This window comes from Cyclobacterium roseum (assembly GCF_010119225.1).
GTDB classification, from domain to species: domain Bacteria; phylum Bacteroidota; class Bacteroidia; order Cytophagales; family Cyclobacteriaceae; genus Cyclobacterium; species Cyclobacterium roseum.
The window spans coordinates 227352-245902 of the sequence record NZ_WNKF01000003.1; the positions used below are offsets into that span (position 1 = coordinate 227352).

Genomic DNA, 18551 nt, shown 5'->3' on the forward strand with positions numbered 1-18551 from the left:
GTTTTATTTCTTGCTCCATTTTTTCCGTAGGAGCTTGATAAAATTTTGGTTGTTTTCCAAAACGGGGAAATCATCTCCCAATAAATAGCCATAAGGCTGCAAACCGGGAATGCGGTCGAAGGCGATTTTGAGTATTCCTACCAGGGGGATAAACAGTACCATCCCGGATATTCCCCAGATGCCGCCCCCTATTAAAATCGCTAATACGACTACCAGGACATTTACCTTCACCTTAGATCCGACGATCAATGGGGTGATTAGATTATTCTCCAGCAATTGGATGCCCCATAGGACCAACAAGGTAATAATAGTAAGTAAAAAGGTGTCCGTGGTAAGAAATACATACAAAATCACCAGAACGGAACTGACAATCACTCCTATATAAGGTATAAGATTCATAATGGCAATAAATAGGGCAAAGAGCAGGTAATAGTTGATCCCAATAAAGTAAAAATAGATCCCTGCCAAAATGGAGACTAAAAAGGTCACTTTCAGCATGCCCACCAGGTAGGCATGAATGACCTTTCCGGAATCGCTAACCCAGGCTAAAATGGCTTCATTGCTTCTGGAAGAAGCTTTTAGCAAAAAGGCTACAAAAAAATCCCTGTAGTACAACAATAAAAAAATGTAAAGGGGAATTATACCAATTAAGGTCAGGGATTTACCGGTACTGAAAATCGTATTATTAAGATTGTCGAGTGGCAGCCAGTTGAAAGTATTCCAACGTTCCAAACCTTCTGTTTCTGTAAACCCAAACACCTTACTTACTTCTGCCTGGAAAAGGGTCAGTTTGTTGCTCAGCCGGGTGCCTATCTCAGGAATATCCGCAATAAGTAAGATCATTTGGTTCACCAAAACGTAAATAATGCCGGCACCCAGGATACTGATCATCGCAATGCTCAACGCAATGGCCATGGATCTGGGGAATCGCTTATTTTCCAGCCACTTGGTAATAGGATAAAGCGCAAAGGCAAAAAACACTCCCCAGATCAGGGGTACCAATATAAAAGAGCCCACATGCATGAGCCATAAAACCAACGCAACGGAAAGTAAGGAATAAGCGGTCAACTGAATGGGGTGGGGTTTGGTTGGTTCCATGATTTGAAAATGGTTTTAGTAGTTAAAATTAAGAATAAGGCAACTACTTAACCAAAATTCCGGCAAGGAATATGCAGTGGGTTGACCATGACGATTTAAATAACAATTAGCTAAAAATTTGCGTATTAGTGGCGATTGATGTAATATTGTAACGTCAAGAAAAGCAGAAGATCACCATCCTGGAGATTTTAGTATTGTCTGTATACCTTTTTATACCAATCAAGATACATACCATTTCATCATTTACACAGTCTAGAATTACATTCACACGTTTTTTATGTATAACATAGAAGAATTAAGAATCAGGCTATTGTCTGAATTAAAAGAAATCGCAGAGGAGTTGGGGGTTAAAAATTTCAAGTCTTTAAAAAAAGAAGATTTGGTTTATGCCATTTTGGACCAGCAGGCAATTACACCTGAGAAATCGCTTCCAAAAAAGAAACCCACAAAGGTAGAAGAGGAAACGGTGGACAGTAGTTCGAGTGTATCCGCAGAAACGAGGGCGGCAAATGAAGAAAAGCCCAAATTCAGAAGACAGAACGTAACTGAAATTCCTAAGGAAGAAAAAAAGGATGCGGCCGAGAAAGAAGATAAGCCAAAAAAGGCAGCCGAAAAGCCCTTTAAGTCGGAAGAGAAGAAATCACCCCCTCCCGAAAGGAAATCAAAAGATCGATCGGATAATAAGAAAAGCGAGGACCAGGGAAATAAGGGGGCCGGAAAAAGTGAGGAAGGAAAAGGAAGAAGTTTTCGCCCAAGACGCCGGGCAGTAGTCGATGTGGAAGAATTGAAATCCGGAAATGAGGACAGCACTCCACCTTCCTCAGAGCAGGATTTCCCAAAAAAGAGAAATGTCAGAGATAATGACGATTCCCCACAGCCTGATTCGAACTATACGCCCAAACGAAAGACATCCGTTACCATCAAGGATTTTGATGGGATCATTGAAAATTCAGGTGTGCTGGAGATCATGTCCGATGGTTATGGCTTTTTAAGGTCGCTGGATTACAATTACCTCGCTTCCCCAGATGACATATACGTTTCTCCTTCTCAGATTAAACTTTTTGGACTAAAAACAGGAGACAACATTCAGGGGCAGATCAGGCCGCCTAAAGAAGGTGAAAAGTATTTTGCCCTGCTCAAGGTCGGAACCGTCAATGGCAAGACCACAGATGAGATTCGGGACCGGATTCCGTTTGAATACCTCACTCCTTTATTTCCGGAGGAGCGTTTGAGTCTGACCACCAAACACGACAATTACTCTACCCGTATCGTCGATCTTTTTGCACCGATAGGAAAAGGACAACGGGGCATGATTGTAGCCCAACCAAAAACAGGAAAAACAGTCCTGTTGCAAAAAATTGCCAATGCAATAGCCGAAAATCATCCGGAGGTGCATCTGATGATTCTATTGATTGACGAGCGACCTGAGGAAGTGACGGACATGGCCCGTTCGGTAAAGGCAGAAGTGATTTCCTCGACCTTTGACGAGCAAGCCGAAAGGCACGTAAAAGTAGCCGCATTGGTGCTGGAAAAAGCTAAAAGAATGGTGGAGTGTGGACATGATGTGGTGATATTGCTGGATTCTATCACCCGATTGGCCAGAGCGCATAATACCGTGGTGCCTTCGTCAGGAAAGATTTTGTCCGGAGGAGTGGATGCCAATGCGTTGCACAAGCCGAAGCGATTTTTCGGCGCTGCCAGAAACGTAGAAAACGGAGGTTCCCTGACCATTATCGCCACCGCTTTGGTAGAGACCGGTTCAAAAATGGACGAAGTCATTTTTGAGGAGTTTAAGGGAACAGGCAATATGGAACTGTCACTGGACCGAAAACTATCCAACCGTCGAATCTACCCTGCCATCGATGTACCGGGATCAGGTACCAGACGAGAAGATCTGTTGATGGACAAGGAAGAAATGCAGCGGATTTGGATCCTCAGGAAGATCATGTCGGATATGACATCGCAGGAAGCCATGGAATTCCTTCTGCAGCGCATGAAAGGAACCAGAGACAATTCTGAATTTCTTATCAGTATGAATGGGTAATCCTTTTTACGGATTAAAAATAGTTTCTTTAGAGCCCGGTGTTGCCGGGCTTTTTTTTATGCCTATACGCTACTCCTATGTTTAGCTATTCGCATTTCCTCGCAAATGAACAATAGGAATATTTCGGGTAGCCAGACGTGGTCTTGATTTGCAAAGAAAAGCAAAAAATATATTCTGAAAAGCAAAAAACATTATTTGAAAAACATTTATCTGTTATTTTACCTTGTTCAACTGCGGATGGTTGCCCTTGGACGATTAATTTCCTGAACGGGAAAACGAAAAGGTAATTTTATGCTGTGATATTAAAATAACAGCTATGAAAACCTTTTTCCAATCTACTCCACCCCTGGTTAACCTCTTCACTGCCCTGTTGGTATTTTTTCTTTTTGGTCAAGCCAATGCTCAGGAATTTACCAGCTCAGGGGATGGTAAATGGAATGTAAATGCGACCTGGAACAGTGTTACTTCTTGTAGAGCCAACCAGAACATCAGCATTGGGTATCCTCCCATTACCAAAAGCTGGGGCTGTCCGGTAGCGGTATCCATAAACCATGAGGTGGTATTTGATGGAAATGCTCAAGGCTTTGGGAGTGGTACATTTTCCAAAATAGAACTCGGAAGTAACGGCAAGCTGGAATTTAAGGGGGACTTGATTATCAACGGGGGTGGATCCGTTCCAGAAATCGTATTGGCAGAGGGGGCGGAATTGGTGGTGACTGGCCGGTTTGACATTGATCGGAAGGTAAATATTGTGGTTCCCAACAATGCAAAATTAACGATAAACGAGCTGGTAATTGGGGACAACCAACCTACCATTACCGTTGAGGAAGGCGGCATACTGGAAGTATTGGGGACCACTACTTTGAAAAATAAAGCCACCCTAAATGTATACGGAGATTTTGAAACCAATGCTATGAACTTTACCTCTGGAGGTACGGTGAATGTGGGTTCTCAAAATGGAAGAGCAATCGTAAAGGAAGATCTATTCATTCAAAATGGAGCGTTAAACTTAGATGGAAAAGGCACTATACTGGTGGAGGGGGAAACTTCTACCGGGAATAGTGGATCGATTGGTTTAGAGGGAACCTCAAATGGAAGCTTTATGGGAGATGTCACAATGGGAAATGGTGGATCCTTGTTTGCGCGAAACAGTGCCGAATTTACTTTTGGAGGAAATTTATCTAAAAGCGGTGGAGCAAAGATAGAATTAGAGAATTTTGCCAAAGGAATTATTATAAAAGACGTTACAATGACAAACGGTACCATTGACCTTTCCAATAATACTGAACTTTTTGTTGGAGGGAAATTGAATGCCTCAAATGGTGCCAGTCTTAAGGGGAGCAATAATGCTGGGTTTTTTATCTGTGATTACCCCAATTCTACTAAAGAAGATACCTATCACGTGGCGCTCAAAAATAATTCCTTTTACGGACCGGGTTGTTTCACCCTTCCCGTAGTTTGGAAATCATTTACGGTAAGCCCGGTAGAAAACAAGCAGCACCAATTGGTTTGGGAAACTTCCAAAGAAATTGGCAGCAGTCATTATGAGATTGAACGATCGATAGGCGGCGTGCAGGATTTTGAAATCATCGGAGAAGTTGCCGCTGCAGGATGGACCAACACCGGATCCCGATATTCTTTTCAGGATAAAGGATTGAAAGGAGTTCAGGGCATGGTTTATTACAGAATCAGACAGGTAGATTTTACGCAGAGCAGTGCGGTTAGCGAAGTAAAATCAGTAAAAGTGGTCAATCAAAGCCCGGATCTCATTCAATGGACAGCCTACCCAAATCCCAGTGACGGGTCAAATTTACAGGTAAAGCTGAGTTCCGGTTATGTTTCAGGCCCGGTAAGTGCCCGCTTTTCACACGCAACCGCATCGGCTTCCTTTGAAGGTGAAGTTGGGATGGCACTGGACCAGTGGCTACAGGAAATAATCCAGAAAGCGTCAAAAGGTGTTTGTGTTTTGGAATTGGTTTATGAGGAACAAGTTTACCGGCTAAAAATTTTAAAGGTATAAGTGCCTGGAATTTTTATATAGGCAAGTATTATAGGTCCCGGCTTTTTTGAAAGGCTTCAATACACTAAAGGTTTGCATTGTGCGCCAGGTAGTTGGAAAGGGTAACCAAGGCCGGAAAGTTAATTTGGTAGTAATTAAAACGTTATTCAATTAGGTAAAAATGTATTTAAAATACATTTATCGGTTGTAATTGGTTGGGAAATCGCGTACTTTCGGGGAATATAATACATAAAAATGTATTCAAAACCCCTTTTACCAGCGATTTTATGCCCAAGAATTTTCTGTTTCTCATGTTTTTTTTGGGCATGCTTTTGTCTGAGCTACAGGTAAATGCTCAGGTTTATGAATACACTCCTTTAGCAGCCGGCTGTTCAAAGGTCTGGGAAGATGGTAATTGCTGGAATAAAACCCCTCTGAATGAGCCAATTAATTGCGCTGAAAATGAAGATTGGCCACCTTATGCCCCTACGGGGGGATGTAAGGTGGAGGTAGTCATAAACGATGATTTGGTAATTCCAGTGGATATTGAATTGGGGGGTACTTTTGCCTCGCTAACGGTGGGAGCGGGCGCTGAGGTCACTTTTTCCGGTAACTTGTCCATAGAAGGCAGGAAAGACATCCTATTTTCGTTGGAAGGGGAATCCTTTATCAATGTAGCGGGAGCCTTGACCCTTTCTCAGGGAAGTACTTCGATTTCGACTGTTTTGAATTTGGGAGGTGATGGCCTGGGTATGGTGACAGTAGGCTCCATTGAAATAGAAAACAGGGCTAATTTGAAAGTTTTGCAAGGAGGAGCCATTATAAGTGAAGGACCAACTGAATATTCGGGAAATTCTTCTCAAATTGATACTTGGGGTTTTTTTCGCACTCAGGATTTGTTGGTTACAGGGGGAACGAATCATCAATTTAACACCTACGGAGATTCTCAGGTAGTCATAGACCGTAATATGGATATTCGGGGGGATACCGGAATTACGATTGGCGGCACTAGTGAAGTGTATGTTGAAAACGATGTTATTGTGGCAGGCAATGCTATTGTTATTGCCGATGAAAATTCCAAAATATTTGTGTGTGGGACTTTCCCTCCCCCTGAAGAAGGAGGAAGTACTCAAGAAATTGATGAAGGGAAGTTTTTTGATTGCAGCGTACTTCCGGTAGCACTGCTGGATCAGGAGCTGGTGTTTCACGAAGGGCTCAGAAAAGCAAGGCTGACCTGGGTGACTGGTAAAGAAGAGGATCTTCGCCATTTTATTATCGAAAGGGCCGTTGGAAGCACCGAGCATTTCGAATCGTTGGGAAAAGTAGAAGGAACAGGCAGCACTACTGAAAAGGGAACCTATGAATTCTGGGATGGAAAGTTACCCCTCTCTAAATCGAGAATGTACTACCGTCTGGTGCAGGTGGACCTTAACGGCGAGCACACGTTTATTGGAGAGGTGTTGGCACTGGCTATTCCCGGAACCAATTTGGAATCGGGTACCTGGATGTTTTTCCCGAACCCCAGTACCGGAGGGGAAACCAAGATTTCGGTTTTGAACCAGGATAAGTATAACGGGGAGCCCATTGACTTGGATATTTACGGGCCTTTCGGGCTGGCGGCATCGCTTAAAAGCAGCGCACTGGACCGTCTTAACAGGGAGTTGCCGGATAAAATGAAGACCCTACCCACAGGAATTTATTTTTTTCATATCCATTGGGGGAATCAACGGCAGGTCCTGAAAATCTTAAAAAAATAAGCATTTCCGGTAAATCATATGCGGAGAGTTGACAGTTTTTTGAATTTGTAGTAAATTCATACAACATTTCTTTTTTCTACTTCACCTGATTGGAACATGCAACCACTCGAAGCTTTAAAGCATTTTTATGGGTATTCTTCTTTCCGCGGTAAGCAGAAAGCCATTATCGAACAGGTTATGGAGGGGAAAGATTGCATCGCTCTTATGCCTACCGGTGCTGGAAAATCTGTTTGCTATCAAATCCCGGCCGTGATTTTGCCGGGGCTTACCCTGGTGGTATCTCCTTTAATTGCGCTCATGAAAGATCAGGTAGATGCCATGAATAGCCAGGGGATTCCGGCTGCTTTTTTGAATTCTACGCAAGATATTAGTGAGCAGCGGTATATTTCGGAAGAGGTGCATAAAGGAAGGATTAAATTATTGTATGTGGCCCCGGAAAGACTTTTTGGGGGAACCTACCCCCTGATGGAGCTATTGAGAAAAGTGGATCTTTCCCTGGTGGCGGTGGACGAGGCGCACTGCGTTTCGCAGTGGGGGCATGACTTTCGACCGGAGTACCTGAAGCTGGGTGAGCTGCGACGTATTTTTCCTAAAACCACCTTTTTGGCATTAACGGCGACCGCGGACAAGCAGACGAGAAAAGATATCGCTTCCCGCTTGCAATTAAAAGACCCTCAATGGTTCATCGCTTCTTTTGACCGGCCCAATATTACCTACCGGGTCAGTCTTCGGTCGGATGCGTTTGGGAAACTGATGGATTTTCTTTCCCTACACCCTAAGGACTCGGGTATCGTGTATTGTTTGTCGCGAAAATCGGTAGAAGAAACCGCCGAACGATTGACTATAAACGGCTATCCGGCCATACCCTATCATGCCGGTTTGGATAAGGAAACCCGCCAAGCCAACCAGGAGCGGTTTATTCGGGATGATGTACGCATAATCGTGGCAACAGTCGCTTTTGGAATGGGTATCGACAAGTCAAATGTCCGCTTTGTCGTGCATACGAACATGCCCCAAAACATTGAAAGTTATTACCAGGAAACGGGCCGCGCCGGCAGGGACGGTTTGCCGGGAGAAGCACTGTTGTTTTATAGTTTTGGAGACAGCATCACCCTCTCCCGGATGCTGGAAAAGGCAGAAGATCCGGTGTATGTCCGGCATATGAAAGCCAAACTGGAAACCATGGTGCAGTTTTGCCAAACCAGGGAGTGCCGCAGGAAGTATTTACTTCGCTATTTTGGCGAGGAGTATCCGGAGGAATGTGGAAATTGCGATACCTGCCTCCGGAATGAAAAAAAGGAAGACATGACCCTTTTTTCTCAAATGATGCTTTCAGCTGTTGTCCGTTTGGAACAGAAATTTGGCCTCGGACATGTCATTTTGGTACTGAGGGGCTCTCAATCGGCCAAAATTTTTGACTGGCAAAGAAAGCTGTCGGTCTTTGGCATTGGGAAGGATCGTTCCACGGAGTTTTGGAAAACATTAGGGCACCAGTTAATAACGGAAGGGTATCTGGATCAGGAGGATCCCTTGCGGCCGGTGGTAAAGCTTACGGATAAGGCCTGGGGAAAATTAAAAGGTAAGGAAAAGATATTCCTGTCCATGGAAAAGGAGGATTTCCGAAAGGGAATGGGGCATGGGGAGAAGGACGAAAAGTTACTGGAGAAGCTAAAAGGGTTGAGAATGGAGTTGGCCCGAGCGCAAGATGTCCCCCCTTATATCATTTTTTCCGATGCGACTTTGGTAGAAATGTCAGGCTATTTGCCGGAAAACGAGCAGGAGTTGCTCCAAATCAATGGAGTAGGTAATCAGAAATTGGAAAAATACGGCCCTTCATTTTTGAAGGTGATTCAACAATATCTTCTGGAAAATCCTACCCTTGCCAGGGATAAAAGCCCCCTGAGGAAAGTGAAAAAACCGAACAATGGAATGACCTCCTCTATCAAGGAAACCCTGGATTTAGCTATGAAAGGCAAGACAATTGTGGACATAGCCCTGGAAAGAGGGTTGGCCCAGAGTACCATCGAAGGGCATGTGCTAAGGCTTCTGGAATCCGGCGAGATGAAATCCGAAGCTTTTTTAACCGAAAAGCAGATTTTGGAAATTCAAGCTGCTGCCTCCGATTTACAAACCAAATTCTTAAATCCACTAAAAACCCACTTTGGAGAAACGTATAGTTATTTTGAGCTAAAAGCGGGATTACTGGCTAAAATCGAGAAGGAATAGATAGGCCCTGGATTTCTGTTTTTTGAACGACCAGCTAGTTCTTACTATCAGCCATATAGCAGGAGTAAAACCGGGTTGCAAGAGCCATGATGGAATGGTGAACCCCTTGAAAATCAATGGTAACGGGAGAAATGCAAAAAAAATACCCCAATCGGGGTATTTTATGTTAAAGCCTCTTTGCATACCTTTGATACGGGTGATTAAGCAACTTTTTTAACTTAAATTTTGCAACGTTCTTAAAGGGCAACTTTAGTTCTATTTTTTAGCCCTTTTATTTATTTCTGCCATGCCAGACTTATTTCATCAGGAGTTTTCATCCGGTCAGCAAGGCGAGAGTACCTTGAAGCCAAACCAGCCAGGTATTCCTGTGCTTTGGCGGCCACATCATTTAATCCAGTCACTTTTTCTACGTTCCAAAGCTTGACCAAATGATCGATGATACGCGCGTAATCCCAACCCGTATAAATGCCTACTTTTTGCGTAATGGCGGAAAACTGGTCAAATAGGGATGGGTTTTTGCCTCCTTCACCCATCAGTACCGCAGGCATTACGATTTGCTTACGCATCATTTTTTCGAACGCAAGCATCGCTCCGTTGGGATCAATCTGGAAAATTTCCGACATGAAACTTTTGTAAGCCTTCTCATGCCTGGCCTCGTCTCCGGCAATCTGCTTGCATATTTTTCCTAACACCAAATCCCCTGCTTTATCCGCCAACTTTCCGGTATTGACGTGGGAGATTTTTGTCGCTCTTTCCTGGAAGGAAGTGTAGATAATGGCCTGATAAGGATCTTTTTCAGACCGGGGATCAAACCCGTTGTAAATTAAGCGGTGAATGGTCTGCTCTACTTTCCTCATATCTGCCCGGCCGGAAAGATAGAGGTACTTGTTCAACAAATCCCCGTGGCGGTTTTCTTCGGCCGTCCAGGCTTTTGTCCATTTTACCCAACCGCGTTGGCTGGTAAGGGATCCTTCTTCGTTGATACCCTCCAGCATGTTGAAGTAAGTTTGGTAGCTTGGGAGTGCTTCTTCTGTAATCATATTTCCTACCAGGGAAGTAATGATCGTGTCCGGAATGCCAGCAGCTCTTTCTCGCAAGAGTTTCACCTGATCCAGGGCATCGGGCTGGGACATATCCGGAAGAAAATCGGTGGGTTGCCAACAGTCATCCGGATCCATTAAGGTCGTTCCGACGGTTTCGGTGACAAAGTCATCCAGCTGGCTGATAACCTCAGCGTTTTTTTCAAGTTCGTAGTTGATATTTTCTGACTTATTCATAAACTATTCATTCGCTTTTGGGTGTCCATTTGTTTCTTCGCCAAAAACATTAACACCTTTTTTCTCTCCAAATTTACAACAATGACGATATATGGTAAAGGCTACTATTTTAACCTAATTATACTTTCTCTAAGTATGTAACGAAAGCTGTGGAATATTCATTCACTCTTGCAACGATATTCCATAAAATCATTAATAAGAAAGTTTGTAGGCAGCTACTTTGTTTTTAAAGAAGGTAGGTACTAATACGATACTTTCCTCGGGGATGAACCCGATATCTGCCGTATTGGATTCTTCTGCCGTGGTATCTAAAATTTTGGTAGCCGTACCATTCTGGATAAGGAATATTTCTCCTCCCCATCGGCTGGCAATAAACGTGTCTTCATCGATTATGATTAAACCGTCTCCGCCGGTCACCTCATCATTTATAATTTCAAAACTTCCATCACTGGCGTATTGTTTTAAACCTTCACTATCCAATCCGTATACGGTTCCATCACTGGCTACCTGAAGCCCATTGATACTGTTTTGATCGGTTGCAAAAGTGTGAATGTTGCCGTCCTCCAGGTAGTGGATGGTATTGGTTCTCATGTCCGAAAAGTAGACTTTTTGGCCATCAGTGGCGGCATCGTTTAGAAAAACGGCATCTTCAATCTCAAAGGTTTGATTGATTTCACCGGTTGCCAATTCTATTTCTACCAGGCGATCGATATCGGTAACGTACAGGAAATCTCCTACTACGGTCATTCCTTTTGGAGCGTTCAGGCGGCTAACCCAGTCTTTTTCCAAAATCTCTCCATCAGTACTTACCTTTGACAGAGAGCCCACGCCATCTTTTTCGTCCGGCCCTCCTTCGATATTGGCTACGTAAAGCAGGCCATCGCTTTCTTCATAATGAACGGATTCATTGGTGATAAGCTCTTCAGAGGTTTCCCAAAGCAATTCCATACTTGGTTCTGTTGGCGTATTTTCCTGAACGGCTGTTTCCTCACGCTCCTCGTTGGTGGAAGAGGGGCCGCAGCTTATTCCCAAAAACAGGAGAATGCTTAATGCACAAAGGGTAGTTGTAGCGGGTTTTGTTGAAAACTTCATGAGTGTCGTGTTTGGTTTAAGAACAAATTTCGCTAATTTTTTGATGAATACTTAATTTTCTTCCGAAAATGAATTTTTCAGCAGGGTAGGTAAAAACTGAAAGATTGGTATATTTGATTCAAAATTTACACATAAGATAACCACTAACAATAAAAATTACAGAAAATGAAAAAAAGTACGCAGATTTTAACACTCCTTTTGATCCTATTGGGTTTTTCTTGCGGGACAGAGTCCAGTGAGACCATTGATTACACAGCGCTTTCGGATGAAGAACGCCTAGCGACTGCCAGGGAACTAGCCAGGAATACCGTCATGGTTGATGGCCATGTGGATTTACCTTACCGCATGAAGGTGGGGGGCTTTACCCTACAGCGGGAAATTTTGGATGTGTCTGAAAGGACGGAAGGTGGCAATTTTGATTATCCCCGATCCAAGGAGGGAGGCTTGGATGCGCCTTTTATGTCCATTTATATCCCTACCCGGTACCAGGAAACCGGTGGAGCGAAGGTGTTGGCAGATTCCCTTATTCTGATGACGGAACGATTGGCCGATACCTGGCCGGATAAATTTGGCATGGCCTATAGTCCAGCTGATATTCAGGCAAATTTTGAAGCCGGTATAATTTCCCTCCCCATGGGCATGGAAAATGGAGCCCCCATCGGTGATAACCTGGACAATCTGGCATACTTTCACGATCGTGGTATCCGGTACATTACCTTAACTCACGGCAAAGATAACTTGATTGGTGATTCCTCCTATGACACCACCTATATGCATGGGGGGCTTAGCGAATTTGGCGTTGAGGTAGTCAAAGAAATGAACCGCCTGGGGATAATGGTCGATATTTCCCATGTTTCAGATGATACCTTTTACGATGTAATGGAGGTAACGCAGGTTCCGGTGATTGCTTCCCATTCTTCTGCGCGGCATTTTACCCCGGGATTTGAGCGAAATATGGGGGATGAGATGATCCAACGGCTGGCCGAAAACGGAGGGGTGATCATGATCAATTTTGGAGGAAGTTTTGTCGATCAGAATTTTAGAGAGGGAAATGATGCCGTAAGAGAGCATCTCGTAAATTGGTTGGCAGAAAACGAACTAAGCCGAAACGATCCGGAAGCGCGGGAATACATATCCGAATACGTCGCAGCGAATAATCCTTTTCCCTCCGTGCAAAAGGTAGCCGACCATTTTGACCACATCGTGGCAATGGTGGGAATCGATCACCTGGGATTCGGGTCGGATTTTGACGGGGTGGGAGATACCTTGCCTACAGGACTAAAGGACGTATCCATGTATCCCAATTTGATAGCCGAATTATTGAAACGGGGCTATAGCAAGGAGGATATCGAAAAAGTTTGTTATAAAAATTTGTTCCGGGTTTGGCAGGAGGTAGAAGGATATGCCGCTAGTGCCGGGTGATAGGAATTGAAAAAGGGCCACCCGGATCTTTCCGAAAGTGGCCCTTTGCTTTTTTACTTTCCCTGAATACAACAAGGTGGTGCCGCTCGTGCGGACCGGGTAAGATTTATGCGTTTGTCATGGAATTGAAAATTTCCAATTGCTCCTTCATAGCCGCAACCCGATCGGCAGGTGTGGTACGCGCCTCCAATAGTATCCAGCCCTCGTAGTCAATACCATTAAATAGATTCATGAGTTGCTGGTAGGGATAATCCCCTACATTCAATTCGCGAATGTGTACCGTATCGCCAAACCAGTGCTTTACGGAATTAAAATTAGCTTCCAGGCCCGGAGCCATCAGATCCTGATCGTTGCAATTCCAACACACCTTGACACTATCCTCCGTTACCTGATCAAAGATCGCTTTCATGTTTGGCAGCTGCTGGGTAAGTTTCCCGTGGACTTCCACGCGAACCAATTGCCCCAGCTCTTTTGCATATTTGCCCACTTCGTTAAAGGAGGTAGCGATCTGCGCAATGGTCTTTTCTTTTGGGACACCTTCTGGTAGGCCATTTGGTTTTACCTTTATTCCGGTGGCACCAATATCCTTGCATAACGTAAGGTATTCCTTGGTACCTTCGATGTTTTGGCGTACCTCCGCCTGATCGGTATAGTGGTAGGCAAAATTAGAACCGTACCCCACACAGGTCACCGGGCTGTCGGCAAAGCGATTCTTTACCTCTCTACGTTGCCTGGAAGAAAGGTTGGTTTCCACTCCATGTGCATGTTCGGTCCGCAACTCCACACCTAGCAGGCCAGATTTTTCACAATTGGCGATCAAGGTAGGAAGGTCCCAATCTTTGCCCCACTGGTAGGTTACCAGGCCCAGTTTCATGTTCGATTTTCGGGCAAAAGCAGGTAGTGGGAGGGATCCCAGGGTGGATAGTCCCAGTCCTGCTGCCATGCTTTTCAGTAAGAAGCTGCGCCTGGAAGAATTAGTCTCCGTCATAGTAGTTGAAAATTGAAGATTATCGGTCGCTTTATTTTTTGGCGTACTCATCGGCCAGCTCGTTTATTTGTGCATCTGACAAATCCTCAGAAGCCACCACCAGCCGGTAATTGAAAGTGGCTGTTTCGCCCTGTTCCAGACTGAAATTCAATTCGTTTTCTCCACCAGAAAGCGCTTTTTGCCCCAACGTGTTAGCAGCAAACAACCCGTAATCCCGGGCATGCCAGTAAGTAGGGTAGCCCGCATTGGAGGGATGATCAATAATCACCAGGGAAACGGGCTCTCCGTTTATTTCGCTGGAAAGTTTCATCCATCGTCCCCGGGTACCCCACACATCGCCCCCTTCAATTCCCTCAGAGCTCCTGTAGTCCCCTTTTACATAGGTATTATCCATTTTCTCTACACGGGTTTTGACCCCATGGGAGTCTACCAACTCGGTGGGTTTGTCTGTAGGTAATTCCAATTCCCGGCTTACCCGGATGGCAAACATTCCTTCCTTGTTGTCGGTAAAATCTACTTTATCGACCGCTGCCGTCAAATTGGTGGTGCGGTCAATAATGCGCATGCCTTCCATTGCACTAAACTTGAAGGTGGTTTCTTCTTCCAACAGGGTAGTGTTGTCTGGAGCTTTCCAAAGGGAATTGGTTTCCAGTGTCGCTTTGCCATTACCACCCTTTGCTTTTTCCACGGACTGGTGAAAGATGGTTCCGTATCCATCCTTTCTTTCAGCTGGTATGGCCTCCGAATTGTTCCAGAAGTCATATCCGTTTACATCCCCGTAATTTAGCCATATGCCCACGTGATGGGGGTGGTCTGTACGGTCTCCCTCTTTGTTGATAAGAGGATAGCTTCGCGTCAACATATTTCCTTCCGGAGACATGACCGGCCACAATACGGGCTTCATGATATTGTCGGGATACATATAGGTGGTGAAAAGTTCTCCTCCTACCATGATATCTACTTTTTTCTCCGACTCATTGACGTTTACTTCAATGGACTCTTTTTTCATTTTTTGACCGAAAAGCATGGTGCTGCTACTCATAATCAAGATCAATAGTATCGCCTGGTATTTCATATCGAAATTTACATTTAGACTTTTTAAGTTATTTTGTTGTTACGAGATAGAAAAGTAAACCTGCCGGATGGATTCATCCAGACAGGTTTATCTTCGTTACCTCCCGAAAGTGCTTGATATCTTTCGTCTCCCTACTTAGACTTGGTTAGGAACTTCAAAGCCTTTGCGATAGTTTCGGGTCAACATCTTATCGGCTTCCGGATCGTTCACAAACGTTTCTGATTGGGGATTAAATGTAAGCACGCGTTCCAACTTGTAAGCGATGTTTCCCAAATGGGCCAAACCGGAAGAAAGGTGAGCGGTCTCTACCGGTCCGTTGAGGATGGATCGGTCGTGCTTTCTTACGGCCTCGATAAAGTTGGCAAAATGTCCGTCTGTTCCTCCTGCACCGCGGTCCATACCGGTTCCGGATTCTCCTCCGTCATCGCCGGACTTCCCTGGTGTGCGGTCCCTACCCAGGTACGATTTGTATTTATCATATCCGTCCACGACGATATACCCCTTGTCTCCGTAGAAAATATTTCCCACAGTCGCACCCCCTTCTTCATTGGTACACCAGGGTCTTACTTCGAATTGGATAATCTTATTTTCTTCCGGGTAATTGTAAACCGAGGTGAGTACTTCCGGAACTTCTTTGGCATCGTCCCATAGGAACTTGCCTCCCATGGAAGTGATTTTGGTTGGAAGCCCTACGTCGAGCCCCCACATGCATAAATCCGTTTCGTGAATGCCCTGGTTGCCTACATCTCCGTTTCCATAATCCCAATGCCAATGCCAGTTGTAGTGCACCAGGTTTCGGGAAAAAGGTCGCTTGGGAGCGGGACCGGTCCACAAGTCGTAATCGATACCATCCGGAACCGGGGAGAATCCTTTATCTCCTATACTGGGTCTCCAACGGAAAACAATTCCTCGAGCCATATACACGTTTCCAATGTATCCGTCCCGCATTAATTGAACCGCTTCCTGGATGGCGGGAGAGCTTCGTAGCTGAACGCCATGCTGAACAACACGATCGTATTTATGCGCTGCTTCAACCATTTTCCTACCTTCCCAAATATTGTGTGATCCTGGCTTTTCTACATACACATCTTTGCCCGCCTGGCATGCCCAGATGGTAGCTAATGCATGCCAATGGTTGGGTGCTGCGATACTGATGACATCAATATCCGGATCGTCCAACACCCTTCGCAAATCTTGCTCCAGCGCGACATCCTTATTATAGGTTTCTTTAAATGTTTTTTGCCGCTCTCTTAACAGGTTCATGTCCGGATCACATAACGTAGTAACCTGAACGTTTTCCTGGTTCATGAGACTTTGAATGTGGTTTTTACCCCTTCCATTAATACCCAGGACCGCGGCATTCACCCGATCATTGGCACCAAAAACATTGGAGGATAGTATGGTGGGTGCCACGATGGCCGCAGAACTTGCAATAGCGGATTTTTTTAGAAATGTCCGTCTGGACGAATCATTATTCATAACATGCTGTTTTTGAGTTTATAATTATTTGTCTTTGTAAATTAAAAAATTCACTCGATTGCGCATGCCTCCGGGTGAATTTTTTATATAACCGGCATTACTCTCCAATGGCCCGCATGGGGTCTTCGTTGGGTGTGCCGGCAGGTTGAACGACATGAGTTAATGGCTCGATAGTATCTTCAGCACCATTGTATCCGGTAGTCTGATAAATGGTTGGCTTACGGATAAACTACCCATGTAATTTTTAAATTAATCCTACCCGACCTTGTTTAATATCTTTAATAGCAGGAAGGTGTACTTTCATGATCGGCAGTTTCCGAATAATGAATACTAAAAAAACCCTGGAAACTTTTCCCAGGGTTTTTAACACATTTTATTTTTTTAACAATCTGCACCGGGATAACCACAATTTTGTGGATATCCACCGTCCGTTCTGTCAATTTGATTCAGTGGAATGGGCCTCACAATATGAAAATCCTGGATATTAGGTCCGGCCTGCAGGTTATGTGCCCTTACCCGCTCGATCAGGGTTCCTGTTCTGGCAAGGTCAAACCAACGGTGACCTTCACCATCCAGTTCTCGGCCTCTCTCATTTAATAGAAAGTCCAGTGTGGCTTCCGCAGGGCCGATCTCCATTTGGGCCTCCATACCAGGCCAGGCAGCTCTTCTGCGGATTACATTGATATCTTCAGCAGCACCTGTGGTATTTCCTTGCATGATTCTGGCTTCCGCCCGTATCAGGTAAGCATCAGCCAGACGCATAAGCGGATGATCTCTTTGACCTTGTACATGCTGCCTGTTAGGTCTCGTTGGGTCTAGCCACTTGTTTAAGGTGGGGTAAAAACGCTCACTGTACTCGTCATCGGTGAGGACCAGATAGGGAGTAGCCGCTTGCCTTTCCTGAGACCAATTGGAATCTTTTCCGGGCCCCGGAATGTAAACGGCCGTATCTCCTACGGAAAACTTGCGTTCCCCAACCAGACTAGAGGAAACGTAACCGGCATCTGCTTCCTCCTGGGACCAAACGGGAATATTTCCTTCGTTATTCGAAAACCATACATGTTTGTAGGTTTTATCATATCTGGAATCAATATCCCTGTCCCAAAGGGAAAGATGGAACGGTGTAGGCCTGAACCGTTTCCAAGGTCTCCCATTTTCGGTATCACGAGCCATGCCGGGAAGTACATCGTATTCCATCAGAAAATACAAATGCCCGCGGTGTCCCTGACCATCCAGCCCTTCATCAACTTGGTTTTTATTGTTCTGAATGGCCCAAATCACTTCACTGTTTCTTTCATTGTCGATGTCCCAGAGATCAGCAAGATCCTCCAATAACATGAAGTCGTAATTATTGATCACATTGCTCATTAACCTTTCGGCTTCCTGTGCATCTGCACTTCCCTGACCATATGGCTGGTAGGCTCTGGTCATATAGGCCTTGGCCAAAAGAAACTCTGCAGCGGGTTTGGTTGCCCTTCCATATTCCCCTTGCGTTTCAGGTAGATTTTGTACGGCAAATTGCAAATCAGGAATGATGGCCTCGCTGTAAATCTGCCCTGCTGAAGTTTTATTGGCAGTCACCTCCACGCCCTCGGTTTCTTCTAAAGACAAGTGGATATCGCCATAAAATCTGGTCAGGTTGAAATAATACAAAGCCCTGAGAAACCTTACCTCCGCAATTCTGATATTTTTTTGCTCTTCAGAAATCCCCTCAAGCGTTTGAGATCTGTTGATTACGGCATTGGCTTGGTTGATTCCCCGGTAAAAGCTTGACCAGGTGGCAGTAACGAAACCTTGTGCCGGATTCAAGCCGCCATCGTATAGATTGATGGGCTTGTGGCTGCCATCCGCTCCATTTGTGTGCACGTCAGTACCAAAGGTAGTCATGGTAAATCCCCTTTCAGGACCATAGAAAAACTTTGTTTCGGAATAGGTAGCATTGACGGCAGATTCGAAACCGCTTACCGTGGTGTAAAAAGAACCGGCAGAAACTCCTGATACCAAATCCTCTTCCAAATAGTCTTCACAGGATTGTGAAAAGAGCATTGCAAGAAATAAACTGAAAAGAGGTATATATCTATGTTTTTTCATGAT

At 44.8% G+C, this 18551-nt stretch carries 12 protein-coding genes; 5 read left to right on the forward strand and 7 right to left on the reverse strand.

Going from position 1 to position 18551, the window contains the following annotated elements:
* Window positions 1-3: 3 nt before the first annotated feature.
* The gene (locus tag GJQ68_RS05995; protein WP_162416398.1) at window positions 4-1098 is read right to left on the reverse strand and encodes an AI-2E family transporter; all 1095 of its coding nucleotides are present in this window, start codon (window positions 1096-1098) and stop codon (window positions 4-6) included.
* A 277-nt stretch (window positions 1099-1375) separates the two neighbouring features.
* On the opposite strand from GJQ68_RS05995, the gene rho reads away from it, so the two are divergent.
* From rho to recQ, 4 genes are all read left to right on the forward strand, one after another.
* Window positions 1376-3142 (forward strand): transcription termination factor Rho, encoded by a 1767-nt coding sequence (gene rho, locus GJQ68_RS06000; protein ID WP_162416399.1) that lies wholly within the window; start codon window positions 1376-1378, stop codon window positions 3140-3142.
* Between the two features lie 316 nt (window positions 3143-3458).
* Window positions 3459-5162 (forward strand): fibronectin type III domain-containing protein, encoded by a 1704-nt coding sequence (locus tag GJQ68_RS06005; RefSeq protein ID WP_162416400.1) that lies wholly within the window; start codon window positions 3459-3461, stop codon window positions 5160-5162.
* A 266-nt stretch (window positions 5163-5428) separates the two neighbouring features.
* Window positions 5429-6898: a T9SS type A sorting domain-containing protein gene (locus GJQ68_RS06010; RefSeq protein WP_162416401.1), complete on the forward strand. Its 1470-nt coding sequence runs from the start codon at window positions 5429-5431 to the stop codon at window positions 6896-6898.
* Between the two features lie 96 nt (window positions 6899-6994).
* Window positions 6995-9124 (forward strand): DNA helicase RecQ, encoded by a 2130-nt coding sequence (recQ, locus tag GJQ68_RS06015; protein WP_162416402.1) that lies wholly within the window; start codon window positions 6995-6997, stop codon window positions 9122-9124.
* 275 nt (window positions 9125-9399) lie between these two features.
* Here recQ and GJQ68_RS06020 read toward each other — a convergent pair whose 3' ends face one another.
* Both GJQ68_RS06020 and GJQ68_RS06025 read right to left on the reverse strand, forming a co-directional pair.
* Window positions 9400-10401, reverse strand: coding sequence for an acyl-ACP desaturase (locus tag GJQ68_RS06020; protein WP_162416403.1), 1002 nt, complete (start codon window positions 10399-10401; stop codon window positions 9400-9402).
* A gap of 192 nt (window positions 10402-10593) precedes the next feature.
* Window positions 10594-11493, reverse strand: coding sequence for an ATP-binding protein (locus tag GJQ68_RS06025; RefSeq protein WP_162416404.1), 900 nt, complete (start codon window positions 11491-11493; stop codon window positions 10594-10596).
* 165 nt (window positions 11494-11658) lie between these two features.
* On the opposite strand from GJQ68_RS06025, the gene GJQ68_RS06030 reads away from it, so the two are divergent.
* Window positions 11659-12915, forward strand: coding sequence for a dipeptidase (locus GJQ68_RS06030; RefSeq protein WP_162416405.1), 1257 nt, complete (start codon window positions 11659-11661; stop codon window positions 12913-12915).
* Between the two features lie 106 nt (window positions 12916-13021).
* Here the strand turns inward: GJQ68_RS06030 and GJQ68_RS06035 are convergent, their stop codons facing one another.
* From GJQ68_RS06035 to GJQ68_RS06050, 4 genes are all read right to left on the reverse strand, one after another.
* Window positions 13022-13903, reverse strand: a complete 882-nt coding sequence (locus GJQ68_RS06035; RefSeq protein ID WP_162416406.1) for a sugar phosphate isomerase/epimerase family protein — start codon at window positions 13901-13903, stop codon at window positions 13022-13024.
* Window positions 13904-13934: 31 nt separating this feature from the next.
* A complete protein-coding gene (locus GJQ68_RS06040; RefSeq protein ID WP_162416407.1) occupies window positions 13935-14978 on the reverse strand; it encodes a DUF6807 domain-containing protein in 1044 nt (347 codons plus the stop codon).
* Between the two features lie 135 nt (window positions 14979-15113).
* Window positions 15114-16457: a Gfo/Idh/MocA family protein gene (locus tag GJQ68_RS06045; RefSeq protein ID WP_162416408.1), complete on the reverse strand. Its 1344-nt coding sequence runs from the start codon at window positions 16455-16457 to the stop codon at window positions 15114-15116.
* A 381-nt stretch (window positions 16458-16838) separates the two neighbouring features.
* Window positions 16839-18548 (reverse strand): RagB/SusD family nutrient uptake outer membrane protein, encoded by a 1710-nt coding sequence (locus tag GJQ68_RS06050; protein ID WP_162416409.1) that lies wholly within the window; start codon window positions 18546-18548, stop codon window positions 16839-16841.
* Window positions 18549-18551 lie beyond the last annotated feature (3 nt).